This window comes from Phaeovulum sp. W22_SRMD_FR3 (assembly GCF_052113705.1).
Taxonomy (GTDB): domain Bacteria; phylum Pseudomonadota; class Alphaproteobacteria; order Rhodobacterales; family Rhodobacteraceae; genus JBGQOG01.
On record NZ_JBGQOG010000010.1, the window covers coordinates 19,961 to 44,283 of the forward strand.

Here is a 24,323-nt window from a genome sequence, read left to right on the forward strand (position 1 = left end):
CCACCCCGGATGCCGCAATCAACATCCATCCATTCTTCTTGGCCAAAATACCTCGGGGGAGGCCGCAGGCCGGGGGCAGAGCCCCCCGCGCCGCCCGCAGATGGCGCTACTTCTTCTGCCGCACCCGCTTCACCTTCCGGGCGACACCACGCTCCCGCGCCTTGGTGGCCGCCAGCTTGCGCCCGCCCATCCGCCGCCCGCCCTTGGATCCCCCGCCGCCCGGCAGATCCTTGCCCTCGATCTCCAAGAGTTCCAGCATCAGCCCGCCGGTCATCGGCACCGCCTCCTGCAGCCGCACCTTGACCCGCAGCCCGATCCCCAGCGTCAGCCCGGTATCCGCCCCCATCAGCGTCTGACTGTCGCGGTCATAGTGGAAGAACTCGCGCCCGATCGAGCGGATCGGCACCAGACCATCCGCCCCGGTCCCATCCAGCTTCACGAAGGCACCGAATTTCTGCACCCCCGAGATCCGCCCGGAAAACTCGCTGCCCACCCGGTCCGAAAGATAGGCGGCCAGATAGCGGTCCGTCGTATCGCGTTCCGCGGTCATCGAGCGGCGCTCGGTGTCCGAGATCTGCTTGGCGGTGTCGTGCAGCTCTTCGATGTCCTGCACCGAGAGGCCATCCTTACCCCAGCCATGCCCCGAAATCAGCGCCCGGTGCACGATCAGGTCGGAATAGCGGCGGATCGGCGAGGTGAAATGCGCGTAAGAGCGCAAGGCAAGCCCGAAATGCCCCATATTCTCCGGGTAGTAATAGGCCTGCGTCATCGAGCGCAACGTGGTGATGTTCAAAAGCTCATCAAATTCGCTGCCCTCCGCCTGCGCCAACAGCCGGTTGAGATGCGCGGTTTTCAGCACCTGCCCCTTGGCCAAGGTGAAGCCCGAGGCCTCCGCCACTTCCCGCAACGCATCCAGCTTCTCGACCGAGGGCTCCTCGTGCACGCGGTACAGGAGCGGGCGGCGCAGCCGTTCCAGCTCTTCGGCGGCCGCCACATTGGCCAGCACCATGAACTCCTCGATCAGCTTGTGCGCATCAAGGCGTTCCTTGAAATTGACCGAAGAAACCTTGCCGTCCTCGCCCAGCTCAATCCGCCGTTCGGGCAGATCCAGCTCCAGGGGTTGCCGCGCATGGCGGGCGATACACAAAGCCTCATAGGCTTCATAAAGCGGGTTGATCACCGGCTCGAGCAGTGGGCCACAGCGGTCTGAAGGGTTCCCATCCCGCGCCGCCTGCACCTCTTCATAGGAGAGCGAGGCTGCGGATTTCATCATCGCGCGCAGGAACTTGTGGCTCAGCTTTTCGCCCTGCGCGCTCAGCACCATCCGCGCCACGATACAGGCCCGGCTCACCCCCTCATGCAGCGAGCAGAGATCGCCCGACAGGCGGTCCGGCAGCATCGGCACCACACGGTCGGGGAAATAGGTGGAATTGCCGCGCTTTTTCGCCTCGCGGTCCAGGGCCGAGCCCGGCGTCACATAATGTGCCACATCGGCGATGCCGACCCAAAGGATAAAGCCCCCCGGATTGAGGGCATTCTCATCGCGCTCGACAAAACAGGCGTCATCGTGATCGCGGGCATCCGAGGGGTCGATGGTGACAAAGGGCAGATCGCGCAGATCCTCGCGCCCCGAAAGGTCAGCGGGTTTGGCCGCATCCGCCTCGGCGATCACCGCATCGGGGAAATCATCGGGGATCCCGTGCTGATGGATGGCGATCAGCGAAACCGCTTTCGGCGCCGAAGGATCGCCCAGACGCTCGCTGATGCGCGCGCGCGGCAGGCCCATGCGCTGCTTCGATCCGGCCAGTTCCGCCTCAACCAGCTCGCCATCTTCGGCGTCGAGGGTAAACCCGGCGGGCACCAGCCATTCCTTGTCCGCGCCCTTGTCGATCGGCATGATCCGCCCGCCCTCGGCGGATTTGCGGAAAATGCCCACGATCTTATGCGCCGCGACGCCGATCTTGCGGATCAGCCGCGCCTCATAATGATGATCCTGCCCGGAGACCTGCAGCAGTTTGGCGAGGATGCGGTCGCCCTCGGCCACCGGCGCATCGCCCGCACGCGGGGTGAACAGCACGCGCGGCACCGGGCCTTCGCCTTCCCATTCGAGGGGGCGGGCGAATTGATCGCCATCGGCATCCTCGGCCAGGATCTGCAAAATGGTGACCGGCGGCAGGGTGTCGGCATCGCGGTAATTGTGCCGCTTGCGCTCAACCAGCCCCTCTTCGGCCATTTCCTTCAGGATCCGCTTCAGCTCGATCCGGGCGGCGCCCTTGATGCCAAAGGCCTTGGCAATGTCGCGTTTCGCCCCGGCGCCCGGATGATCGGCAAGCCAGTCGAGGATCTCTTTTTTGGTGGGTATCTGTGTCATAGCCCTGCGGTAGCAGAATCCATGCAGCGCGTCATCGGGAAAGCAGAGGCCGCGCGCCCCGCAGGTGCCCCCACCCCCCGAAATTTAAGCCCCGCCGCGGATCAGGCGAAATAATCGCGCAGGATCCGGGCATAGATGGCTTTCAGCTGCACGATCTGCCCGGTTTCGATCCGCTCATCGACCTTGTGCATCGTCTTGCCCACCAGCCCGAATTCCACCACCGGGCAATGGTCTTTGACAAAGCGCGCATCCGAGGTCCCGCCCGAGGTCGATAGCTCCGGCACCACCCCGGTTTCCGCCGTCACCGCCCCGGCGACCAGCGCCACGAAATCCCCCGGCGGCGTCAGGAAGCTGTCGCCCGACACCTCCACCCGCAGATCGAAAGTAACCCCCGAGGCTTCGGTGACCGCCGCCGCCAGACCCTTGGCCCAGTCTGTCAGGCTGCCCGCGCTGTGCGCATCGTTAAAGCGGATGTTCACCGTGGCGCGCGCCTCGGCGGGCACCACATTGTTCGCGGGATTGCCGCAGTCAATCGTGGTGACCTGCAGGGTTGAGGGGTCGAAATGCGCGGTCCCCGCATCCAGCGGCGCGGCGGTCATCTGCCCCAAGAGCGCCACCAGCGCATGCAGCGGGTTTTTCGCCAGATGCGGATAGGCGGCATGTCCCTGCACCCCCTTGGCGGTGATGTAAAAGGTCATCGAGCCGCGGCGACCGATCTTCATCATCTGTCCCATATGGTCGGGGCAGGTAGGCTCGCCCACCAGACAGACCGACATCGCCTCGCCCGCCTCCGCCATCCAGTCGAGAATCGCGCGGGTGCCGTCGCGCCCCGCCCCTTCCTCATCGCCGGTGATGGTCAGGATCACCGCGCCTTCGGGCGGGGTTTCGCGCACGAAATCCACCGCCGCCGCCGCAAAAGCCGCCACGCCCGTCTTCATATCGGTGGCGCCGCGCCCCCAGAGCACGCCCTCCACGATCTCGCCCCCGAACGGGTCATGGCGCCAGGCGGCGGCATCGCCCACCGGCACCACATCGGTATGGCCGTTGAAGCCGAATGTGCGGGCGGCCCCCTTGGCCCCCCAGCGCGCAAAGAGATTCGAAATGCCGTTCCGCTCAACCCGCGTGCAGGCGAATCCCGCGTCTTCCAGCAGGTTGTGCAGCAAAACCAACGCCCCACCCTCCGCCGGGGTCACCGAGGGGCAGCGGATCAGCGCCGCACTCAGGGCGACGGGATCAATGGGGGATGCGGCGGTCTCAGTCATCGAAAACTCCTGCGAAACGGGCCCTAGACCTAGCGCGGGCGGCGGCGCGCTGCAATCGGCTGCCGCTTTGTCGGCGGGATCAGACTGTTGCGCCTCGGCCACCCTGCCGCGAGGGAACCCGCCAATGCGGCGCAAAAGTATTAACAGATCCCCGTCTTTCCGGCATGAATTACGCAAAAGACGGCCCAGAGGCAGGGCAAACGCAAGGGGACAAAGAGCCCCGCGACAGGCACGGCAGTGACGACAGCAGTGATCTTACGGGGGCGTATGTCCCCGCCGCAGCGTTTGCGCTGTCTCCAAGAATTTTGGAGGCACGAATGGCGACAGGTTCCGAGCTGAGCTATAACACCAGCGCTTCGGCGATGCAGATGGCGAATGCGATCTTTGGCGATGGCGTCAAGGTGGTCAGCGCCAGCTACAGCGGCGACGCCAGTTCATCGGCCATCTATTCGCGCGGCGACAGCCGGTCTCCGGAGGCGACGCCCTCGGACACCGGCGTGATCCTGTCGACCGGGCGGGTGACCGATTTCACCCGCAGCTGGGGCGATCCGAACACCTCCGCCTCCACCTCAACCGACACCTGGGGCGTCAACAACAACGCGGCCTTCAATGCGCTGGCGGGCACCAACACCTATGATGCGGCCCTGCTGGATGTGAACTTTGTCCCCACCGGCAATGTGATGACGATCCAGTTCACCTTCTCGTCGGAAGAATATCCCGAGTACATCAACTCGGCCTATAACGACATGATCGGCGTCTGGATCAACGGCAGCCCGGTCGAGATGAGCGTCGGCAACGGCGATGCCTCGGTCACCAACATCAATGCCGGCAACAACGCCAATCTCTACATCAACAACACCGGTGACAGCTACAACACCGAGATGGACGGCTTTACCCTGACGCTGACGCTGACGATTCCGGTCAATGCCGGGGTCACCAACAGCATCCGCATCGGCATCGCGGATGTGTCGGATTCACAATATGATTCAAACCTGCTGATCGCCGGGGATTCCATCCAGACCACCCTTGTCGCCCTCGAAGACCAGATCACGATGGGATTGGGCGGCAACCGCGTGCTGGATGTGCTCGGCAATGACGTGAACACCACCGGCGGCACGCTGACCATCACCCAGATCAACGGCGTCTCGGTGCATCCCGGTGACAGCGTCACCCTGCCCTCGGGCGATGTGATCACGCTGAACAGCGACGGCACGTTGAATGTACACACGGATCAGGACGCGGATGATGTGAGCTTCACCTATCAGGTGACCAGTTCGACCGGGGCCACCGACATCGGCATGGTCACCGTGCACACCGTGCCCTGTTTTGCCCGTGGCACCCGCATTCTGACACCCGAAGGCCTGCGCCCGGTCGAAGACCTTTGCCCCGGCGATCTGGTGCTGACCCGCGATCAGGGCGCGCAGCCCCTGCGCTGGATTGGCGCGCGCAGCGTGCCCGCGCGGGGCGCGATGGCCCCCGTCCACCTCGCCGCCGGTGCGCTCGGCGCGCATGGCGCGCTGACCCTCTCGCCGCAGCACCGGATCTTGCTGCGCGAGCCGCGGGCGGAACTCCTCTTTGGGGTGTCCGAAGTGCTGGTGGCCGCTAAGGATCTCGTTGATGGCGATCAGATCATCCGGCAGGAAGCCGAGGAAATCACCTATCTGCACCTGCTCTTTGACCGCCACCAGGTCATCTGGTCCGAGGGGCTGGCCACCGAGAGCTTCCGCCCCGGTCCGCAGGTGATGACCGGGATGGAGGCGGCGGTGCAGGCCGAGATCCTCGCGCTTTTCCCCGAGCTCTGCCCGTTGACGGGCGCGGGCTATGGTCCCGCCGCCCGGCGCTTGCTGAAACAGCATGAGGTACAGGTGCTGCTGGCCGAGGGGCCCTTGCACCGGCAAAACGCCGAACCGCCGCGGCGGATGCTCCACCCCGCGGCGCAGGATCAGCGCGCCGCATGACCGCCGCCGCCCCCCATGCTCAGCACCAGATGCGCCCGCCCTGCCCGAACGGCTGGCAGGGCGCGCGGCTGCCTGAGGGGGGCCCATACCTGCTTTCCACCCAGCCCCTGCCTGCCCTGCTCAGCACGGGCAGCCTGATGCTGGAATTCACCCGGGAGCGGGGGGCGCTTGGCACGCAACCGCTCCTGCACCATGCCCATCATTCGGGCTGGTCACGCCAGCTGTCCCTCGTACTGGACCACCGGGGACAGCTGTGCGCCTATCACCGGCAGGGCGTCGCGCAAGAGCGGTTGATCCTGCCCCCCGGACCGGAGATGGCCGAAGGCGGCACCATGCGCCTCAGTTGGCGCTGGGATGGCCCCGCGCGCCACAGCAGCCTGACGCTGGAGGCACCGGACCACGGTGTCCTGCGCCAGCATCAGGGCAGCGCGCCGATCCCGCTGCCCGCCGCCGATGCGCGCGCCGTGCTGGGCCACGCAGGGGACGGTTCCGCCGGAGCTGACACCAGCACCCGGACCGCGCCCCCGGGCGACCGCAGCGCCGGGCTGGCCCGGCTTGGGCCCGGGGTCACTTGGCTTGCCCTGTCGGATCAGGCCCAGCCGCTGGGGCCGGGGGCCTGTTTTGCCCCGGCAACGCGGCTCAACACACCGCAGGGCCCCCGCCCGGCGGGCAATATCCGGCGCGGCGATTGGGTCGAGACGGTGGATGCCGGTCCGCAACAGGTGCTGTGGTCGGGCCGCATGTCGCTGCCTGCGCTGGGCGGGCTGGCACCGATCCGGCTGTTGGCCGGGCATTTTGGTCAGGCGCATGACCTTTGGCTGCACCCGCAGCACCGGGTCGCGGTATCGGGGGCAGCGGTGGAATATCTCTTTGGGCAGGATGCGGTGCTGATCGAGGCCCGGCATCTGGTCGATGGCCGCTCGGCACTGCGCTGCGAAAGTCCGCGCGCGCTGGTCTGGCAAGGCGTCTTACTGCGGGACCATCACCTGCTGATCGCCGATGGCTGCCATGTCGAGAGCCTGTATCTGGGCAATCTGGCGACGGCCGCGCCGCTGCTGGCACAGGGACCGATGGCCGGGCTGGCCGATCCGCCGCGCCACCGCCGCCCGGTCCGGCCGACCCTGCGAGACTATGAGGCACAGACGCTCTTGGCCGCCCGCGCCCAGTCGCGCGCGCCCTATGCCGCCTGACGGCCACCGCCCTTCGCACTGCCTCAGGCGTTCAGATCGCCAGCGCGCGCCGCACCAGATTCAGGCCGGTCAGCGCCAGCAGAACCAACGTCCAGCGCCGGAACTTGGCCGCGTCGAGCCTGTCCTGCGCCCGAAATCCCAGCCACATGCCGAGGCTTGCGGGCAGCACCATCGCCAGCGAGGCCGGGATCGTCTGCGCATTGAGCAGCCCCGATTGCAGATGCGCCCCGGTCAGGATTACCGCCCCGATCAGGAACACCACGCCCTGCACCCGGACGGTTTCCAGCTTATCCGCCTTGATCGACAGGAGATACACGATCAGCGGCGGCCCCCAAATACCTGAAATCCCGCCATAAAGTCCGCCAATGATGCCCAGCCCCGCCTCGGCCCGCGCCCGGTGATGGATCGGGATGGCCAGACTGCGCCCGGCGAGCTGCACCAGCGCGAAAGCCAGAATGGGCCCGCCCAGCAGCGCATACATGACCGCCGTCGGGATCACATGCACGAACTGGGCCGAAATCGGGATGAACAGAATGATCATCGCGATGTGCAGCCGGTAGCGCTTGATGCTGCCCCAGGCCGCCGCCGGTCCCTGCCGGAATGCCTGCGAGATATTGGTGGTCAGCGTCGGCAGGATCATCAGCGCCAGCGCCTGATCGGCGGTCAAAAAGCTGGAAAAGGCCGAGATCATGATCATCGGCATCGCAAAGCCCAGCGCGCCCTTCACAAATCCCGCAAAGCCCGTCACCGAAAAGGCCAGCCAAAAAGCCCAAGGCTCCATTCCCAACATCTGCGTCTCCCGTTGCCGGGGTCGTTTCTAACGCAGGCAGCCCCCCACCGCAGCCAAATTCCGACGCGACACATTCATGCACCCAAGGTGCTTCATGCGAATTTTTATTGCGCTGCGGATGCGAAGGCCGTATCACAATGCAAACGCAGCAAAAGGGGCGACTCATGGCACATGACGGGGCACATGACGGAATGGAAAAGGCTGGCACCACCGTGTTGAGCGATCTTCTGGCGCTGACCGCCGCCGCTTTGCCGGAGGTGGAGGCGCTGTTCGAGGCCGCCCGCGCAGAACTCCGCGCCCGCGTCACCCGCGACGGAAAGGTGCAGGCCGCCGCGCTGGAGGCCGAGCAATATGCCGCCCACACCCTCTCCTGGCTTGCTACCTATGTCGAAAGCCTGCGGCAGCTGCGCGCCTGGGCGGGGCGGCTGGCCGAGACCGGCGGATTTGGCCCGATGGAGCAGCTTTTGCTGCAGATCGGCTATGGCGAATACCTCGCCCAACTCGCAGGCGGCATTCCGATGTCACAGGGCGAGATGGCGCGCCTTTCGGATCTCGATCAAAGCTGGACGCCCGGCCCCGCCGCCGCCGCGCTGATCGCGGCGGGCAACACCCCCGCCGCACGCACGCAACTTGTGGCCCTGATGCGCGAAAACCATGGCCGCGCCACCTTTGGCATCAGCGGACTGGATGACGAGCTGGAGATGATCCGCGACCAGTTCCGCCGCTATGCGGATGAGCGCGTGGTGCCCTTCGCGCATGACTGGCATCTGAAGGACGAGCTGATCCCGATGGAGATCATCGAGGAACTGGCCGAGCTTGGCGTTTTCGGGCTGACCATCCCTGAGGAATTCGGCGGCCTCGGCCTCTCGAAAGCCTCGATGGTGGTGGTGTCGGAAGAACTCTCGCGCGGCTATATCGGCGTCGGCAGCCTTGGCACCCGCTCCGAGATTGCCGCCGAACTGATCCTGTGTGGCGGTACGCCCGCGCAAAAGGCGAAATGGCTGCCTGCCTTGGCGACGGGTGAGATCCTGCCCACGGCGGTTTTCACCGAACCCAACACCGGCTCGGATCTGGGCGCCCTGCGCACCCGTGCGGTGCCCGAGGGCGATGACTGGTCGGTGACCGGCAACAAGACCTGGATCACCCATGCCGCGCGCACCCATGTGATGACGCTTTTGGCGCGGACCGATCCGAACACGACCGATTACCGTGGCCTGTCGATGTTCCTGGCCGAGAAAACCCCCGGCACCGATGAGATCCCCTTCCCCACCCCCGGCATGACCGGCGGCGAGATCGAGGTCCTCGGCTATCGCGGGATGAAGGAATACGAGCTGGGCTTTGACGGTTTCAAGGTCAAGGGCGAGAACCTCTTGGGCGGCGTGCCGGGGCAGGGCTTCAAACAGCTGATGCAAACCTTTGAAAGCGCGCGCATCCAGACCGCGGCGCGGGCGATCGGCGTGGCGCAGGCCTCGCTGGAAGTGGGGATGCAATATGCCGAGGACCGCAAGCAATTCGGCAAATCGCTGATCGAATTCCCGCGTGTCGGCGGCAAGCTGGCGATGATGGCGGTGGAAATCATGATCGCGCGGCAGCTGACCTATTTCAGCGCCTGGCAGAAAGACCATGACAAGCGCTGCGATCTGGAAGCCGGGATGGCGAAGCTGCTCGGCGCCCGCGTGGCCTGGGCGGCGGCGGATAATGCGCTGCAAATTCATGGCGGTAACGGGTTCGCGCTGGAATACCGCGTCAGCCGTCTGCTCTGCGACGCCCGCATCCTGAACATCTTTGAAGGGGCGGCGGAAATTCAGGCGCAGGTGATCGCGCGGCGTCTGCTCGACTGAAACGCTTAGCGCGGCGGCCGGGCTTTGTAGACCGGCAGCCGCCAGCCAAAGGTCATGCTGCCCGCGCGCAGAGCAAAGGTGACCAAAGCGCAGGCCGCGAGGCTGGGCCAGCCGGGCCCCGGCACCAGCTGCGCCACGGCCACCGCCGCCACCGCGCCGCCAAAAGCCGCGCTGAGGTAAAGCTCGCCCTGTTTCAGCACCAGCGGCACCTCGTTGCAGACCACATCGCGCATCAGCCCGCCGAAACAGCCGGTCACCACCCCCATCAGCACCACGATCACCGGGCCGTGCCCCCGCCCTTCGGCCAAGGCCACCCCGGCGGGCACCGCCACCGCCAGCGCACAGGCATCCAGCCACAACAGCACCCGGTAGCGGCTTTCCAGCAGATGCGCGGTGAAAAACACCACGATCGCCGCCGCCGCCGCCAGCAGAATGAACTCCGGCTGGCCGACCCAGAACACCGGATCACGCCCCAGCAAGAGATCGCGCAAAGTGCCGCCGCCCACAGAGGTCAGCGCCGCGATGAAGATAAACCCCACGAGGTCAAGCTGCGCCCGGCTGGCCACCAGCGCGCCGGTCAGCGCAAAGACCAGCACCGCCGCCAGATCCAGAACCGCCAGCGCGGTCATGCGCTGCGCGCCGCGCGGGCCGGTTTGAATGGTGCCATGCCCTCACGCGCCAATTCATCGGCACGCTCGTTCTCGGCATGGCCCGCATGGCCCTTGATCCATTTCCAGATCACCTGATGCCGTGCCTGCGCCGCATCCAGCCGCTGCCAGAGATCGATATTCTTCACCGGCTTGCCATCGGCGGTGCGCCAGCCCTTGCGCTTCCAGCCCACCATCCAGGAAGTGATGCCGTTTTTCACATAGGCGCTGTCGGTGGTGATGGTGATCTCGCTGGCGCGGGTCAGCGCCTCCAGCGCCGAAATCGCCGCCATCAGCTCCATCCGGTTGTTGGTGGTATCCGCCTCGCCGCCGTTCAGCACGCGCTCTTTCACCACCGTCTCGCCGTCCATCGCGCGCATCAACACGCCCCAGCCGCCGGGGCCCGGGTTGCCCGAACAGGCGCCATCGGTCCAGGCCATCAGAACGCTCACGCCGCCCGCTCCATCGCCAGACGCAGGCCCAGCGCCGCGAAGCTCGCCGCAAAGGCCCGGCGCAGCCAACCCATCAGCCGCGGGCTGCCGAGCAGCCGCTGCCGCCCGCTGGCCGCGATCAGCGCATACAAGAGGAAAGTGGCAAAGGTCATCGCCGCAAAGCCAAGGCCCAGCTCAACCATCAGCCCGGTGCCGGAGCCTGCGGGCAGGAACTGCGGCAGGAATGCCATGAAAAACAACGGCAGTTTCGGATTGAGGATGTTCATCAACACGCCCCGCCGGATGATCTGTGCCGCCGGGGCAGGCGCCGCCGCCGTCACCGCCAGCCCGCCGCTGCCCTGCAACGCGCCCCAGGCCATCCACAAGAGATAGGCTACCCCGAGATATTTCAACGTCTGGAACAGCACGGCAGAGGTGTGCAACACCGCCGCCAGCCCGGCCAGCGCCACGCCCATATGCAGCATCGTGGCCAGCGTGCAGCCCACGGCAGCCCAGACCCCGGCGCGCAGCCCGCCGCCCAAGGTGGCCGACAGCGTATAGACCACCCCGATCCCCGGCGCGACACAGACGGCAAAGGCTGTCAGCAGAAATTCCCAGCTCATCGCTTCCCCCTCAGGCGCTCTGCCGCAAGACGCGCGGCACTTTGAATTCAATATCCTCGCGGGCAGTCTCAACCTTTTCCACCTGCACCGCATAGCGTGCGGCAAAGGCCTCGATCACCTCATTGACCAGGGTTTCCGGCGCGCTCGCCCCGGCGGTCACCCCCACCGAGGCAATCCCTTCCAGCGCCCGCCAGTCGATATCGGCGGCGCGCTGCACCAGCTGCGCATAGGCGCAGCCCTCGGAGCGCCCCACTTCCACCAGCCGCCGCGAATTGGAGGAATTCGGCGCGCCAATCACCAACAGCGCATCAATTTTCCCGGCAATCGCCTTGACCGAGGCCTGACGGTTGGTGGTGGCGTAACAGATGTCATCCTTGGCGGGACCAATGATGCCGGGAAACCGCGCCTGCAAGGCCCGCACAATCTCGGCCGTGTCATCCACCGACAAAGTGGTCTGGGTGATCCAGGCCAGCCGCGCCGGATCGCGGGGCGCGATCCCCGCCACATCCGCGACCGTCTCCACCAGAATGACCTCGCCCTCCGGCAATTGCCCCATGGTGCCCAGCACTTCCGGATGCCCGGCATGGCCGATCATCACCATCTGCAACCCTTCGCCATGATGGCGCTCGGCTTCGATATGCACCTTGGAAACCAATGGGCAGGTCGCATCGACATAGACCATCTCACGCCGCGCCGCCTCGGCGGGCACCGCTTTCGGCACCCCATGCGCGGAAAAGATCACCGGCCGGTCGTCCGGCACCTCATCCAGTTCCTCGACAAAGACCGCGCCCTGATCGCGCAGCCCGTCCACCACGAATTTGTTGTGCACGATCTCATGGCGCACATAGACCGGCGCCCCCCATTTCTGCAGCGCCAGCTCGACGATCTTGATCGCCCGGTCGACACCGGCACAAAAGCCGCGCGGCGCCGCAAGATAAAGGGTCAAAGGAGGTTTGGGCATCATCGGGTCCTGCATCTACTCGCCCCAGAGGTAAGCGCAGCACCGTCTCAGGTCCAGCCCCGAATACCGCGCCTGTCCCGGCAATTGCTTCGTGAGAAATATCCCCGGGGGACGCGGCCCCCGGCCGCGCGGGGGCAGGCAGCCCCCAATCCCGCACCATCCCCATAGCGCAGGATCGGAGTGCCAACCCGATGCCTGTCTCAGCCCTCGACGGGCTCCGCAGGCTCTGCCTCACGCGGCTCACGCGGCGGGCGGCCGATCACATCGCGCAGGGCATCAAGCTCGATGAAGTTATCCGCCTGACGGCGCAATTCATCGGCGATCATCGGCGGCTGGCTGCGGATGGTCGACACCACCGAGACGCGCACGCCCTGCCGTTGCAGGCTTTCCACCAGCGGCCGGAAGTCACCATCGCCTGAAAAGAGCACCGCATGATCCAGCCGCGGCGCGAGTTCCATCGCATTCACCGCCAGTTCGATGTCCATATTGCCCTTGACCTTACGTCGCCCCATCGAATCCGTGTATTCCTTGGCGGGCTTGGTCACCATCGCGTAGCCATTGTAATTCAGCCAGTCCACCAGCGGGCGAATGGGCGAATACTCGTCATTTTCCAGCAGGGCGGTGTAGTAGAACGCCCGAACCAATTTCCCCCGCCGCTCGAACTCTTGCCGCAACAGCTTGTAATCAATATCGAAACCCAAGGCTTTGGCGGCGGCGTAAAGGTTAGATCCATCGATGAACAGCGCCAGGCGCTCATCCTTGTAAAACATCAAATGATCCTTTCTATAATCATCGCCGTCGCTCCGCGAGTGGAGAGGCCGGACCGAAAAGTCGGCGAAAATCTGGGGTGCAAATAGATGACAGATTCGAATCAAAAGGTATCTGTCGAAAAGGATACTAGCGAATTCTTGATGGCGTTGGGGGGCAACTTGCCCGGATCAGCGGGAGATTGCGCAGAGGTTCTGACGCAAGCACTGGCAGAAATACAGGCAAATGGCTTTTGTGTACACGCCGTCAGCCGATATTTCCGCACACCGGCGTTTCCGCCCGGCTCGGGCCCCGACTTCGTCAATGCCTGCGCCAGCATCCGCGGGACCGGCACGCCCGCCGCGTTTCTGGCGCTGCTGCACCGCATCGAGGCGGATCTTGGCCGGGTCCGGCAGGAACGCTGGGGGGCCCGCGTCATCGATCTTGACCTTTTGGCGGTGGGCGCGCAGATTTTACCCGATCTTGAGACCCAGACCCGCTGGCAGAGCCTGCCCGTCGCAGACCAGATGCGCCTTGCGCCCGATCAGTTGATCCTGCCGCATCCGCGCCTGACCGAGCGGGGCTTTGTGCTGATTCCCTTGGCCGACATCGCGCCCGATTGGGTGCATCCGGTCACCGGCGAAACGGTCGCAGCGATGGTTCTGGCGCTGCCGGAGGGCGAAAAAACCGCCATTCGTCCCCTGGGCCAGGCCAATGGGGGTGCTTCTGCGCTTGTCAATCCGGGAGCCGCGCCGTAAAGAGGCGGTTCCACACCTCCCATTTCGCATTGGAGTTGCCTATGGCCCGCGTGACGGTTGAAGACTGCGTTGACAAAGTTCCGAACCGGTTCGAGCTGGTGATGCTTGCTGCCCATCGGGCACGCGAAATCCAGTCGGGTGCCGCGATTACCGTGGACCGTGACAACGACAAGAACCCCGTCGTTTCGCTGCGTGAAATCGCTGACGAGACGCAAGCCGCCGATGATCTGCGCGAGCGGATGATCGAAAGCAACCAGACCCAGATCGAAGTCGATGAGCCGGAAGAAGATTCCATGGCTCTCCTGATGGGTGGCGAAGCGCCGGACCGTCCGCGGGAAGACGACATGTCGGAAGAGCGGATGCTGCGCGCGCTGATGGAAGCGCAGGGCCGCGAATAAGACCGGAGGCTGGCGAACGGGAATGATCGACGTCGAAGACCTGATCGCGCTCGTTCGCAACTACAATCCGCGTACCAATTCCGAATTGATCCGCCGCGCCTATGATTATGGCAAGCGGATGCATGAAGGGCAGTTCCGGCATTCGGGCGAGCCCTATTTTACCCATCCCGTGGCCGTCGCCGCGATCCTGACCGAGCAGCAGCTCGACGATGCCACCATCGTCACCGCGTTGCTGCATGACACGATCGAAGACACCCGCTCCACCTATGCCGAAGTTGCCGCATTGTTTGGCACCGATGTGGCCGAACTGGTGGATGGCGTCACCAAACTGACCAATCTGCAGCTTTCCTCTTCGGCGTCGAAACAGGCGGAGAACTTCCGCAAACTGTTCATGGCGATGTCCAAGGATCTGCGGGTCATTCTGGTCAAACTGGCCGACCGGCTGCACAACATGCGCACGATCAAATCGATGCGCCCGGACAAGCAGGCACAAAAAGCCCGCGAAACCATGGACATCTTTGCCCCACTGGCCGGGCGCATGGGCATGCAATGGATGCGCGAAGAGCTGGAAGACCTGGCTTTCAAGGTGCTGAACGCCGAGGCGCGCACTTCGATCATCCGCCGTTTCGTGACGCTGCAAAAAGAATCGGGCGACGTGATCCCGCGGATCACCACCGACATCCGGATCGAGCTGGAAAAGGCCCAGATCGAGGCGGATGTCTTTGGCCGCGCCAAACGTCCCTATTCGATCTGGCGCAAGATGCAGGAAAAGCAGCTGGCGTTTTCGCGGCTGTCCGACATCTACGGTTTCCGCATCATCACCCGCTCCGAGGCCGATTGCTACCGCGTGCTGGGGGTGATCCACCAGCGCTGGCGCGCCGTGCCGGGCCGGTTCAAGGATTACATCAGCCAACCGAAGTCGAACGGCTACCGCTCGATCCACACCACGGTTTCGGCGCGCGACGGCAAACGGGTCGAGGTGCAGATCCGCACCCGGCAGATGCACGAAGTGGCCGAGGCGGGCGTGGCCGCGCATTGGTCCTACCGCGAGGGGGTCCGGGCGCAAAACCCCTTTGCCGTCGACCCCGCCAAATGGATCGCGCAGCTCACCGAACGCTTCGAAGAGGGCGACCACGACGAGTTTCTCGAAAACGTGAAGCTGGAAATGTACACCGATCAGGTGTTCTGTTTCAGCCCGAAAGGCGATGTGGTCAAGCTGCCGAAAGGCGCCACGCCCATCGACTATGCCTATGCGATCCACACGCGGATCGGCAATTCCTGTGTCGGCGCCAAGGTCGATGGAATCCGCGTCCCGCTCTGGACCCGGCTGAAGAACGGCCAGTCGATCGAGATCATCACCGCCGCCGGACAACGGCCGCAGGCGACCTGGCTCGACATTGTCATCACCGGCCGCGCCAAGGGGGCGATCCGCAAATCCCTGCGCGAAGATGACCGCGAGCGTTTCGTGAAACTCGGGGCCGAACTGGCGCGGGTGGCCTTTGAGCACGTGGGCCGCAAGGTCTCGGACAAGGCCTTGAGAACAGCCGCAAAAACCCTCGGCCTCAGCGATGATACCGAGCTGTTGGCGCGGCTGGGTTCGGCGGAGCTGACGGCGCGCGAAGTGATTGCGGCGCTCTATCCCGAACTCGCGCTGAAACAGGCGGATGAGGTCGACAGCCGCCGTCCGGTGATCGGTCTGGCCGCCGATCAGAACTTCCGCCGCGCGCATTGCTGCCAGCCGCTCCCGGGCGAGCGGATCGTGGGCATCACCTATCGCGGTCAGGGCGTGGTGGTGCATTCCATCGACTGTCCGGCGCTGGAAGAGGTCGAGGAGCAGCCCGCACGCTGGGTCGATCTGCACTGGCAATCGGGGCGTCATGCGGCGGTGAATGATGTCAGCCTCAAACTGACCATCGCCAATGACGCGGGCGTACTTGGCCATATCTGCACCTTGATCGGCCAGCAAAAGGCCAATATCTCGGACATGCGTTTCGTTGACAGGAAACCAGACTTTTACTCTCTCGTGATAGAGGTCGAACTGCGCGACGTGGAACACCTGCATACGTTGCTGACGGCGCTGGAAGCGGAAAGCGACGTGGCGCAAGTAGAACGCTGGCGGGATCTGTCCCGCAAGCCTTGACGGTGCCCCCCTTGGGGGGACCAAAATGGCGGGGCCGCAGGGCTGATGCTGCAGGACGAGGGAAGGACGGATCGGTGGTATTCAAGCGGCGCGACAAACGCAGTTACGCGCGCATGGCTGCTGAATCGCTCTGGCCCCGGGGCGGTTGGACCCGCGCCTTCCACTATATCAAGCACCGACTGAACCGCCTGCCCGACCGGCCGCACCGCATCGCGCGCGGCATTGCGGCGGGGGTGTTCATCTCCTTTACACCGTTGTTCGGGCTGCATTTCTTTGGCGCGGTGGTGATTGCCATGGCGCTGCGCGGCAATATCATCGCCGCCATTCTCGGCACGTTCGCGGGCAATCCGATCACCTTTCCGATCATCGGCTATTCCTCGATGAAGCTCGGGCATTGGATGCTTGGCACCCGGTTTCAGGACCATGGCAACCACGGGCTGGTCGAAAAGTTCCTGCAGGCGGGCGGCGATCTGAAGAACAACTTCCTGGCGATCTTCACCGATGCGCACAGCAATTGGGACGGGCTGGCGAATTTCTTCTTTGACGTGTTCCTGCCCTATCTGGTGGGGGGGATCGGTCCCGGGATCATCGCGGCGGTGGCGGCCTATTACTTCTCGCTGCCGCTGATCACCGCCTATCAGAACCGCCGCCGCAAGCGGATCAAGGAACGCTTTGACAAGCTGAAGGCCAAGATCGTCCACCGCGCCGACAAGGTCTGACGCGCCGCGAAGCCGCCGCCGGTCCGGCAGGCGGCATGTGTATCCCCCCGCAGAATTGGTACAAAATTTCCCGCGCCGCCCGGTTCCGTTTCGCCGCGCCGCGCTCTACCTTGCGCAGCACAGCTGCAAGGAGGCGACGATGGATCAAGCGCAACACCGGCTCCGTCTGGGAGTGAACATCGACCATGTGGCCACCGTGCGGAATGCCCGCGGCGGGGCCTATCCCGATCCGCTGCGCGCAGCGCTCTTGGCGCAGGCCGCTGGTGCCGATGGCATCACCGCGCATCTGCGCGAAGACCGCCGCCACATCCGCGATGCCGATATGGCCGCCCTGCGCGAGGGCTGCAGCCTGCCGCTGAATTTTGAAATGGCTGCAACTGCGGAAATGCAGGCACTGGCTCTGGCCACCCGCCCGCATGCCGTCTGCCTCGTGCCGGAGAAACGCGAAGAGCGCACCACCGAGGGCGGCCTTGATGTGGCGGGCGACGCGGCGCGTCTAGCCGACTATATCGCCCCGCTGCGCGAGGCGGGCGCGCGGGTATCGATGTTCATCGGCCATGATCCGCGCCAGATCGAGGCCTCGGCCCGCATCGGCGCGGCGGTGGTGGAGCTGCACACCGGCGGCTATTGCGATTTCCACGCCGAGGGCCGCTTTGCCGAGCGGGACGCCGAGCTGGCCGCCCTCGCCGAGGGCGCGCGTCTGGCGCATTCGCTGGGGCTTGAGGTGCATGCGGGCCATGGGCTGAGCTTTGACACCGTCGCCCCCATCGCCGCCCTGCCCGAAGTGGTCGAGCTGAACATCGGCCATTTCCTGATCGCGGAATCGATCTTCATCGGGCTGGAGCCCGCCATCCGCGAGATGCGCGCCCGCATGGATGCGGCCCGCGCGGGAATTGTCTCGGCATGATCCTCGGCATCGGCACCGATCTGGCGAATATCGAACGGATCGAGGGCACCCTGGCCCGCTTTGGCGACCGGTTCAAGAACCGGGTCTTCACCCCGACCGAGATCGCCAAGGCCGAGGCGCGGGCGCATCAGCCCGCCACCTATGCCAAACGCTGGGCGGCCAAGGAGGCCTGTTCCAAGGCGCTTGGCACCGGCCTCGCGATGGGGATCGCGTGGAGGGACATGGCCGTCACCAACTTGCGCAGCGGCCAGCCCGTCATGCATCTGACCGGCTGGGCCGCCGAGCGTCTGGCCGCGATGACCCCGCCCGGACATGAGGCCACCGTGCATGTGACGCTGACCGATGATCACCCTTGGGCGCAGGCCTTTGTGGTGATCGAGGCGCGCCCGGTCACCGCGCCAGATGAGGTCCTGACACCGCCACATCCCTGACCGCGCCGCCACCACCACCCCGGTTGCAGGCCCCCGGCCCACCGCCCGGATGCGGTTCTGGCCGGGCACAGACCCGCGCTGCCGCCAAAGCGCCCATCACGGTGACGTGCGGAACCCGGCAAAACCGGCCCCCCGCGCCGCCCCATCGCTTGACTCGGAGGCCGGGGGAGCGCAATTAGCGCTGGGTTTTCCACAAGAAACGGACGGAACATGGCCAGCACGGCGAAAGACGGTATCATGGAGACGGTGAAAACCGTCGTCTACGCGCTTCTGATTGCAGGCGTGTTCCGCACGCTCTTCTTCCAGCCTTTCTGGATCCCCTCCGGCTCGATGAAGGACACGCTGCTGATCGGCGATTTCCTCTTCGTCAACAAAATGGCCTATGGCTATTCGCGCCATTCCTGCCCCTTCTCGATGTGTCCGATCACCGGCCGCATCCTCGGCTCGGACCCCGAGCGCGGCGACGTGGTGGTCTTCCGCCATCCGACGCAGGGCGTCGATTTCATCAAACGGCTGGTGGGTCTGCCGGGTGACACCATTCAGGTGACCAATGGCGTTCTGATCATCAACGGCACCCCGGTGCAGCTGAAAGATGACGGCACCTTTGTCGAGACGAAGGAAAAGCAAGGGCCGCAGGGCCTGATGCCGCGTTGCGCCAATGACCCGGTGGGTCAGGGCGGCGAATGTGTCAAGGGCCGTCAGATCGAGACGCTGCCGAATGGCGTCTCGCATGACATCCTGAACATCTCGGACACCTGGGTTGCCGACAACACGGCGGTCTTCACCGTTCCCGCGGGCCAGTATTTCTTCATGGGGGACAACCGTGACAACTCCGCCGACAGCCGCTTTGCGGTGACGGCCGATGGCGTGGGCTTCGTGCCCGCAGAATATCTGATCGGCCGCGCCGACCGGATCATGTTCTCCTCGGCAGGCCGCTCGCTGCTCTTCTTCTGGACCTGGCGCTCTGACCGCTTCTTCAAGGCGGTCGAGTGAAGATTTCGGCGGAAATCGCGGGCTTTCAGGCCCGCCTGGGCCATAGCTTCGCCAAGCCGGAGCTGTTGCTGCGCGCGCTGACCCATGCGTCGATCGCGACGCCGCAGCGCCCCGACAACCAGCGGCTGGAGTTTCTGGGCGACCGGGTGCTCGGCCTCGTGATGGCGGAAACGCTGCTCCGGGCCGATACCAAAGCCTCCGAGGGGCAATTGGCGCCGCGCTTCAACGCTTTGGTGCGCAAAGAGGCCTGCGCCGATGTCGCGCGCGACATCGGGCTGGGCGATGTGCTGAAACTCGGCCGCTCCGAAATGATGACCGGGGGCCGCCGCAAAGAGGCGCTCTTGGGCGATGCGATGGAGGCGGTGATCGCCGCCGTCTACCTCGATGCAGGCTTTGATGCCGCGCGTGATCTGGTGCTGCGCCTCTGGGGGCCGCGCATCGGCGGTGTGGCCGAGGATGCCCGCGACCCCAAGACCAGCCTGCAAGAATGGGCCCAGGCCCGTGGCCTGCCGCCCCCCACCTATTCCGAAGTGGGGCGCGATGGTCCCGACCATGCCCCGCTCTTCACCATTGAAGCACGCCTGACAACGGGCGAAGCTGAAACCGCACAGGCTGGCGCCAAGCGTCAGGCCGAACAGGCCGCCGCCCGCGCCCTACTTGCCCGTATGGAGATGTCCGATGACTGAAGCGACCCCCGAGAACGGCGCAAACGACCCGCAAGAGGATACGCAACCGCAGGGCCCGACCCGCGCCGGTTTCGTCGCCCTGATCGGCGAGCCGAATGCCGGAAAATCGACCCTGCTGAACCGCATGGTTGGCGCCAAGGTCTCGATCGTCACCCATAAGGTGCAGACCACCCGTGCCCGCATCCGCGGTGTTTGCATGGAGGGCAATGCGCAGATCGTGTTTGTCGACACGCCCGGCATCTTCCGGCCGCGCCGCCGTCTGGACCGCGCCATGGTCACCGCCGCTTGGGGCGGGGCAGCCGATGCCGATCTGGTTGTCCTGCTGATCGAAGCGCATCGCGGCCGCACCGAAGGCACCAAAGCCATCATCGAGGCGCTGAAAGAGCGGATGGGCGACCGCCCGGTGGCCCTCGCGATCAACAAGATCGACAAGGTCAAGGCCGAGACGCTGCTGGCGCTGGCCGAAGAGATGAACAACGCCTATCCTTTCGCCAAGACCTTCATGATCTCGGCGGAACGCGGCTATGGCGTCGATGATCTGCGCGAATGGCTGGCGGCGGAACTGCCGGAAAACCCGTGGTATTACCCCGAGGATCAGATCGCCGATCTGCCGATGCGGATGATCGCCGCCGAAGTGACGCGCGAGAAACTGACCCTGCGCCTGCATGAGGAACTGCCCTATCAGCTCACCGTCGAGACCGAGAAATGGGAAGACCGCGCCGATGGCTCGACGCGGATCGACCAGCTCGTCTATGTGATGCGCGACGGGCATAAGGGCATCGTGCTCGGCCATGGTGGTGAGACGATCAAATCCGTCGGCAAGGCCGCACGCGAAGATCTGACCGAATTCCTCGGCCGCCCGGTCCATCTCTTCCTGCAGGTGAAGGTGCGGCCGAACTGGCTGGAAGAGAAAGAGCGCTACTCGGAAATGGGCCTCGACTTCAACGACGGCGATTGATGGAGGCGCGGCTGACGGCGGATTTCTGGGTCCGCGCCTATCTGGCGCGGCTCGGGCTTGCCGACATTCCGGCCTATGTGCTGCACAAGGGCGACCCCGGCGCGGGCGCCGTGCTGGTGAAATGCGCCACGCTCGATGGCCGCGCGAGTCTCTGGCAACGCAGCTATGATCTGATGAGCGGCGCCCGCGCCTGGGTGGTGCTGAAAGACGATGCCGAACCCGAAGTTGACGCCGCCATCCGCCGCCAGCGCAGCTTTGACCCCGACCTCTGGGTGATCGAGATCGAAAGCCGCACGGGCCGCACTTTGCTCGACGAAGAGGGTCTCTCGGATTAGCCTTGCTTCGGGACAAATATCCTGCGGGGGTCCGGGGGCGCAAAGCCCCCGGGGGTGGCCGCAAGCGGCACCGCCGGATGCCTCCGGCGGGGATATTTTGTACCAAGCAAAGGGGGAGACTGCGACACGTGGACTGGCGGGAAGACGGCACCATCCTTTCGCTGCGCCCGCATGGGGAAACCTCGGTGATCCTTGAGGTGTTCACCCGCGACCGCGGGCGTCACGCAGGGGTGGTGCGGGGCGGCGTGTCGCGCAAGATTGCGCCGGTCATCCAACCGGGCAACCGGGTCACCCTCGCCTGGCGCGCCCGGCTGGAGGATCATCTGGGCAGCTTTACCGCCGAGCCGCTGATCAGCCGGGCGGGTATTCTATCGGACCGGCTGGCGCTCAGCGGCCTCAACGCCATCTGCGCGCTTTTGGTCTTCGTGCTGCCCGAGCGTGACCCGCATCCGGCATTGCACGACCGGACCGAGGAATTGCTGGGGCAACTCTCCGCCGGGCATCCCGATTGGCCGCTCGCCTATCTGCGCTGGGAGATGCAGCTTCTGGAGGAGATGGGGCACGGGCTGGATCTCAGCCGCTGTGCTGTGACCGGCAGCCGCGAGGATCTGGCCTTTGTCAGCCCGAAGACCGGCCGTGCCATCAGCCGCGGGGCCGCGGGCGATTGGGCGCCCCGGCTCTTGCCGCTGCCGCAATGTCTGTTGGGGCAGGGTCCGGCGATGGCGGGTGAACTGGCGCAGGGGCTGGCGGTCACCGGCCATTTTCTCGCCACGCATCTGGCCCCGGCGCTCGGCACCCGGCCTTTGCCCGAGGCGCGCAACCGGTTGATCGCGGCGCTCTCGCGCCAGCAGGTTTAGGCATTCCAGCAGGCGGCCAGCGCGACCCAGCCCGCGATCTCACAGATCTGCTGCGTGGCGCCCAATGTGTCACCACTATAGCCACCGAGCTGCCGCTGGCAGAGCGCCGTCAGCGCCGCCCCGGCAAGGGCGATCGCCGCTCCCGTCGCCAGAGCCGCATGGCCCACCAGAACCAGTGCAACAACGCCAAAGCCCAGCGCAGCGAGCGCACCGAGACGCCCTGCGCTGCGGGCGGAGGCACCCAGACCATCGTCCCGCGCGGGGGGCTGAAAGGTGAGGATCAGCGGCAGGCCTCCGCGGCTTGCTGCTCCCAACGCCAGCACGGCCAAAGCGGCCGTGGTGGCATCGGGCGCCGCCGCGAGGCCCGTGGCCCGCAACCCGATCCCCAGCACCAGCGCCAGCCCGCCATAAGAGCCGATACGGCTGTCGCGCATGATTTCCAGCTTGCGGGCGCGGGTGGCGCCACCTCCCAGACCATCGGCCAGATCGGCAAGCCCGTCCTCATGCAGCCCGCCGGTGACCAGCAATCCCGCCATCAGCGCCAAAAGCGCCGCCATCAGCGGCGGCAGATGCGGCAGGGTCAGCCAGATCACCGCCGCCGGGGGCGCTGCCGCCAGCAGGCCCGCCAGCGGAAAGGCCCAGGCGGCGCTGCCCATCGCGGGCAGCGGATCGCGCAGCCGCCCCACCGGCAGCCGGGTCAACAGCATCACCGCCAGCCGGAACTGATCCCAGCGCGCGCGCATCAGCCGCCCGACACCCCGGCTTCGGCAAAGGTCGCCATGCCGTTATGCACCTCCAGCGCCGCGCGCAGCACGCCCAGCGCCAGCGCCGCGCCCGAGCCTTCGCCCAGCCGCAGCCCCAGATCGAGAATCCCGCGTTTGCCGAGCGCTTTCAGCAGCCGCGCATGGCCCGGCTCGGCGCTCTCATGCCCGACAAGACAGTGGTCGAGCGCGCCCGGCGTGCCCGCCAGCACCGCCGCCGCCGCCGTGCAGATGAACCCGTCGAGCAGCACCGGAATCCGCGCCTGCCGCGCCGCGATCACCGCGCCGCAGATCGCTGCCTGCTCGCGCCCGCCAAAGGCCGCGAGCAGTGCCAGCGGGTTGCCCTTGGCCGCCGCGTGGCGCTCGAGCCCCGCCTCGATCACCCGCGCTTTCAGCGACATGCCACTCGCATCCGAGCCGGTGCCGGGGCCGACCCAATCCGAGGCCGCACCGCCGAAAATCGCCGTGGCCAGCGCCGCCGCGATGGTGGAATTGCCAATCCCCATTTCGCCCAGCAGCAGCACATCCGCGCCCCTGTCCACTGCCGCCGCACCACGCGCCATCGCGTCCAGCACCTCGGCCTCGCTCATCGCCGGGCCGGTGGTGAAATCCTGCGTCGGGGTGTCCAGATCCAGCGCGACCACCGAAAGATCGGCGCCATTCGCCCGGCAGAGCTGGTTGATCGAGGCACCGCCATGCTGGAAATTCGTCACCATCTGCGCGGTGACTTCCTGCGGGAAGGGGTTCACGCCCTGCGCGCAGATCCCGTGGTTGCCCGCGAAAATCACCGCCTGGGCGCGGACGATTTTCGGCCGCTCCGTGCCCCGCCAACCGGCCATGAACACTGCCAGATCCTCGAGCATCCCCAGACTGCCCGGCGGTTTGGTCAGGCTGTTCTGGCGCGCACGTGCGGCCCCGGCCGCCTCCGCATCGGCGGCGGGCAGCGTGGTCAGCGCTTCGGTCAGCGCGGCAAAGGAAGCCGCGGGAAAGGGGGTTTGGCTCATCATTTCACCTTCATCGGCAGACCCGCGACCGCGAAAATCACTTCATCCGCGGCTTGGGCAATCATCTGGTTCAGCGTGCCGGCGGCGTCACGAAACGCCCGCGCCAGCGCATTGTCGGGCACGATACCGAGGCCCACCTCATTCGTCACCAGCACCACCGGGCTTTTCTGAGCCGCCAGCGCCGTCACCAGTTCCGCCCCGGCCTGCCGCCAGTCGCGCTCGGCGAACATCAGATTGGAGAGCCAGAGCGTCAGGCAATCCACCAGACGCGGGCCGCCACCATCGGTTTCCGCCAGCGCCGCCACCAGATCCAGCGGCGCGGGCCGGTCGGCCCAGCGGGCATCGCGGCGGGCCTGATGCTGGGCGATCCGGGCCGCCATCTCGGCGTCCTGTGCCTCCGCCGTGGCGATGTAGACCGGACGGCCCGGCAAAGCGAGGACCCGGTTTTCCGCGATCAGGCTCTTGCCCGAACGCGCGCCACCTGTGATGAGTATCACGCTCATATGCCCTCCTGTGCCGCCAACCGGGCGGGTTGGCGCCCAAGAAACACCATTC

At 65.7% G+C, this 24,323-nt stretch carries 25 protein-coding genes; 14 read left to right on the plus strand and 11 right to left on the minus strand.

Features of this window, described 5'->3' with window-relative positions:
- Positions 1 to 106: 106 nt before the first annotated feature.
- Together rnr and dapE are read right to left on the minus strand one after the other, a co-directional pair.
- Positions 107 to 2,371 carry a ribonuclease R gene (gene rnr / locus ACEN2S_RS13755; RefSeq protein ID WP_441866734.1) on the minus strand — a complete coding sequence of 755 codons (2,265 nt, stop codon included), beginning with the start codon at positions 2,369 to 2,371 and terminating at the stop codon, positions 107 to 109.
- Positions 2,372 to 2,472: 101 nt separating this feature from the next.
- A complete protein-coding gene (gene dapE / locus ACEN2S_RS13760; protein WP_441866735.1) occupies positions 2,473 to 3,633 on the minus strand; it encodes a succinyl-diaminopimelate desuccinylase in 1,161 nt (386 codons plus the stop codon).
- A 317-nt stretch (positions 3,634 to 3,950) separates the two neighbouring features.
- Here dapE and ACEN2S_RS13765 point away from each other — a divergent pair, with 317 nt between their 5' ends.
- Both ACEN2S_RS13765 and ACEN2S_RS13770 read left to right on the plus strand, forming a co-directional pair.
- Positions 3,951 to 5,591 (plus strand): Hint domain-containing protein, encoded by a 1,641-nt coding sequence (locus ACEN2S_RS13765; RefSeq protein WP_441866736.1) that lies wholly within the window; start codon positions 3,951 to 3,953, stop codon positions 5,589 to 5,591.
- Complete coding sequence (locus tag ACEN2S_RS13770; protein ID WP_441866737.1) at positions 5,588 to 6,781, plus strand: Hint domain-containing protein; 1,194 nt, start codon at positions 5,588 to 5,590, stop codon at positions 6,779 to 6,781. Before ACEN2S_RS13765 ends, ACEN2S_RS13770 begins: the two co-directional genes overlap by 4 nt.
- Before the next feature lie 31 nt (positions 6,782 to 6,812).
- Here the strand turns inward: ACEN2S_RS13770 and ACEN2S_RS13775 are convergent, their stop codons facing one another.
- On the minus strand, positions 6,813 to 7,571 hold the full coding sequence (locus tag ACEN2S_RS13775) for a TSUP family transporter (protein ID WP_441866738.1): 759 nt from the start codon (positions 7,569 to 7,571) through the stop codon (positions 6,813 to 6,815).
- 164 nt (positions 7,572 to 7,735) lie between these two features.
- Here ACEN2S_RS13775 and ACEN2S_RS13780 point away from each other — a divergent pair, with 164 nt between their 5' ends.
- Positions 7,736 to 9,412 (plus strand): acyl-CoA dehydrogenase family protein, encoded by a 1,677-nt coding sequence (locus tag ACEN2S_RS13780; RefSeq protein ID WP_441866739.1) that lies wholly within the window; start codon positions 7,736 to 7,738, stop codon positions 9,410 to 9,412.
- A 5-nt stretch (positions 9,413 to 9,417) separates the two neighbouring features.
- Here the strand turns inward: ACEN2S_RS13780 and ACEN2S_RS13785 are convergent, their stop codons facing one another.
- The 5 genes from ACEN2S_RS13785 to ACEN2S_RS13805 all read right to left on the minus strand — a co-directional run bounded on the left by ACEN2S_RS13785 (position 9,418) and on the right by ACEN2S_RS13805 (position 12,844).
- On the minus strand, positions 9,418 to 10,041 hold the full coding sequence (locus tag ACEN2S_RS13785; protein ID WP_441866740.1) for a trimeric intracellular cation channel family protein: 624 nt from the start codon (positions 10,039 to 10,041) through the stop codon (positions 9,418 to 9,420).
- Positions 10,038 to 10,511: a ribonuclease HI gene (rnhA, locus tag ACEN2S_RS13790; RefSeq protein WP_441866741.1), complete on the minus strand. Its 474-nt coding sequence runs from the start codon at positions 10,509 to 10,511 to the stop codon at positions 10,038 to 10,040. The genes ACEN2S_RS13785 and rnhA overlap by 4 nt, the downstream gene beginning before the upstream one ends.
- Positions 10,508 to 11,113 (minus strand): LysE family translocator, encoded by a 606-nt coding sequence (locus ACEN2S_RS13795; RefSeq protein WP_441866742.1) that lies wholly within the window; start codon positions 11,111 to 11,113, stop codon positions 10,508 to 10,510. Before ACEN2S_RS13795 ends, rnhA begins: the two co-directional genes overlap by 4 nt.
- A gap of 10 nt (positions 11,114 to 11,123) precedes the next feature.
- Positions 11,124 to 12,074 (minus strand): 4-hydroxy-3-methylbut-2-enyl diphosphate reductase, encoded by a 951-nt coding sequence (ispH, locus tag ACEN2S_RS13800; RefSeq protein WP_441866743.1) that lies wholly within the window; start codon positions 12,072 to 12,074, stop codon positions 11,124 to 11,126.
- Between the two features lie 200 nt (positions 12,075 to 12,274).
- Positions 12,275 to 12,844 carry a LabA-like NYN domain-containing protein gene (locus ACEN2S_RS13805; protein ID WP_441866744.1) on the minus strand — a complete coding sequence of 190 codons (570 nt, stop codon included), beginning with the start codon at positions 12,842 to 12,844 and terminating at the stop codon, positions 12,275 to 12,277.
- A 141-nt stretch (positions 12,845 to 12,985) separates the two neighbouring features.
- Here ACEN2S_RS13805 and folK point away from each other — a divergent pair, with 141 nt between their 5' ends.
- The 11 genes from folK (at position 12,986) to recO (ending at position 22,003) form a co-directional block, all read left to right on the plus strand.
- Entirely contained in the window at positions 12,986 to 13,579 is a 594-nt protein-coding gene (gene folK / locus ACEN2S_RS13810; protein WP_441866874.1) for a 2-amino-4-hydroxy-6-hydroxymethyldihydropteridine diphosphokinase, read from the plus strand.
- Between the two features lie 41 nt (positions 13,580 to 13,620).
- Complete coding sequence (gene rpoZ / locus ACEN2S_RS13815) at positions 13,621 to 13,977, plus strand: DNA-directed RNA polymerase subunit omega (RefSeq protein WP_441866745.1); 357 nt, start codon at positions 13,621 to 13,623, stop codon at positions 13,975 to 13,977.
- Between the two features lie 22 nt (positions 13,978 to 13,999).
- Entirely contained in the window at positions 14,000 to 16,117 is a 2,118-nt protein-coding gene (locus ACEN2S_RS13820) for a RelA/SpoT family protein (RefSeq protein ID WP_441866746.1), read from the plus strand.
- A gap of 74 nt (positions 16,118 to 16,191) precedes the next feature.
- Positions 16,192 to 16,836, plus strand: a complete 645-nt coding sequence (locus ACEN2S_RS13825; protein WP_441866747.1) for a DUF2062 domain-containing protein — start codon at positions 16,192 to 16,194, stop codon at positions 16,834 to 16,836.
- 139 nt (positions 16,837 to 16,975) lie between these two features.
- Complete coding sequence (locus ACEN2S_RS13830) at positions 16,976 to 17,743, plus strand: pyridoxine 5'-phosphate synthase (protein ID WP_441866748.1); 768 nt, start codon at positions 16,976 to 16,978, stop codon at positions 17,741 to 17,743.
- On the plus strand, positions 17,740 to 18,174 hold the full coding sequence (gene acpS / locus ACEN2S_RS13835; protein ID WP_441866749.1) for a holo-ACP synthase: 435 nt from the start codon (positions 17,740 to 17,742) through the stop codon (positions 18,172 to 18,174). Before ACEN2S_RS13830 ends, acpS begins: the two co-directional genes overlap by 4 nt.
- Before the next feature lie 210 nt (positions 18,175 to 18,384).
- Positions 18,385 to 19,167 (plus strand): signal peptidase I, encoded by a 783-nt coding sequence (gene lepB / locus ACEN2S_RS13840; RefSeq protein ID WP_441866750.1) that lies wholly within the window; start codon positions 18,385 to 18,387, stop codon positions 19,165 to 19,167.
- Positions 19,164 to 19,853: a ribonuclease III gene (gene rnc, locus ACEN2S_RS13845; RefSeq protein WP_441866751.1), complete on the plus strand. Its 690-nt coding sequence runs from the start codon at positions 19,164 to 19,166 to the stop codon at positions 19,851 to 19,853. Before lepB ends, rnc begins: the two co-directional genes overlap by 4 nt.
- Positions 19,846 to 20,811: a GTPase Era gene (gene era, locus ACEN2S_RS13850; protein ID WP_441866752.1), complete on the plus strand. Its 966-nt coding sequence runs from the start codon at positions 19,846 to 19,848 to the stop codon at positions 20,809 to 20,811. The genes rnc and era overlap by 8 nt, the downstream gene beginning before the upstream one ends.
- Entirely contained in the window at positions 20,811 to 21,146 is a 336-nt protein-coding gene (locus ACEN2S_RS13855) for a DUF1491 family protein (protein WP_441866753.1), read from the plus strand. Before era ends, ACEN2S_RS13855 begins: the two co-directional genes overlap by 1 nt.
- Positions 21,147 to 21,223: 77 nt before the next feature.
- A complete protein-coding gene (recO, locus tag ACEN2S_RS13860; RefSeq protein ID WP_441866754.1) occupies positions 21,224 to 22,003 on the plus strand; it encodes a DNA repair protein RecO in 780 nt (259 codons plus the stop codon).
- Here recO and cobS read toward each other — a convergent pair.
- The 3 genes from cobS to cobU are packed head-to-tail and all read right to left on the minus strand — an operon-like array spanning position 22,000 to position 24,271.
- On the minus strand, positions 22,000 to 22,746 hold the full coding sequence (gene cobS / locus ACEN2S_RS13865) for an adenosylcobinamide-GDP ribazoletransferase (RefSeq protein ID WP_441866755.1): 747 nt from the start codon (positions 22,744 to 22,746) through the stop codon (positions 22,000 to 22,002). The genes recO and cobS overlap by 4 nt on opposite strands.
- Positions 22,746 to 23,768 (minus strand): nicotinate-nucleotide--dimethylbenzimidazole phosphoribosyltransferase, encoded by a 1,023-nt coding sequence (gene cobT, locus ACEN2S_RS13870; RefSeq protein ID WP_441866876.1) that lies wholly within the window; start codon positions 23,766 to 23,768, stop codon positions 22,746 to 22,748. Before cobT ends, cobS begins: the two co-directional genes overlap by 1 nt.
- The gene (gene cobU / locus ACEN2S_RS13875) at positions 23,768 to 24,271 is read right to left on the minus strand and encodes a bifunctional adenosylcobinamide kinase/adenosylcobinamide-phosphate guanylyltransferase (RefSeq protein WP_441866756.1); all 504 of its coding nucleotides are present in this window, start codon (positions 24,269 to 24,271) and stop codon (positions 23,768 to 23,770) included. Before cobU ends, cobT begins: the two co-directional genes overlap by 1 nt.
- Between the last annotated feature and the right edge of the window lie 52 nt (positions 24,272 to 24,323).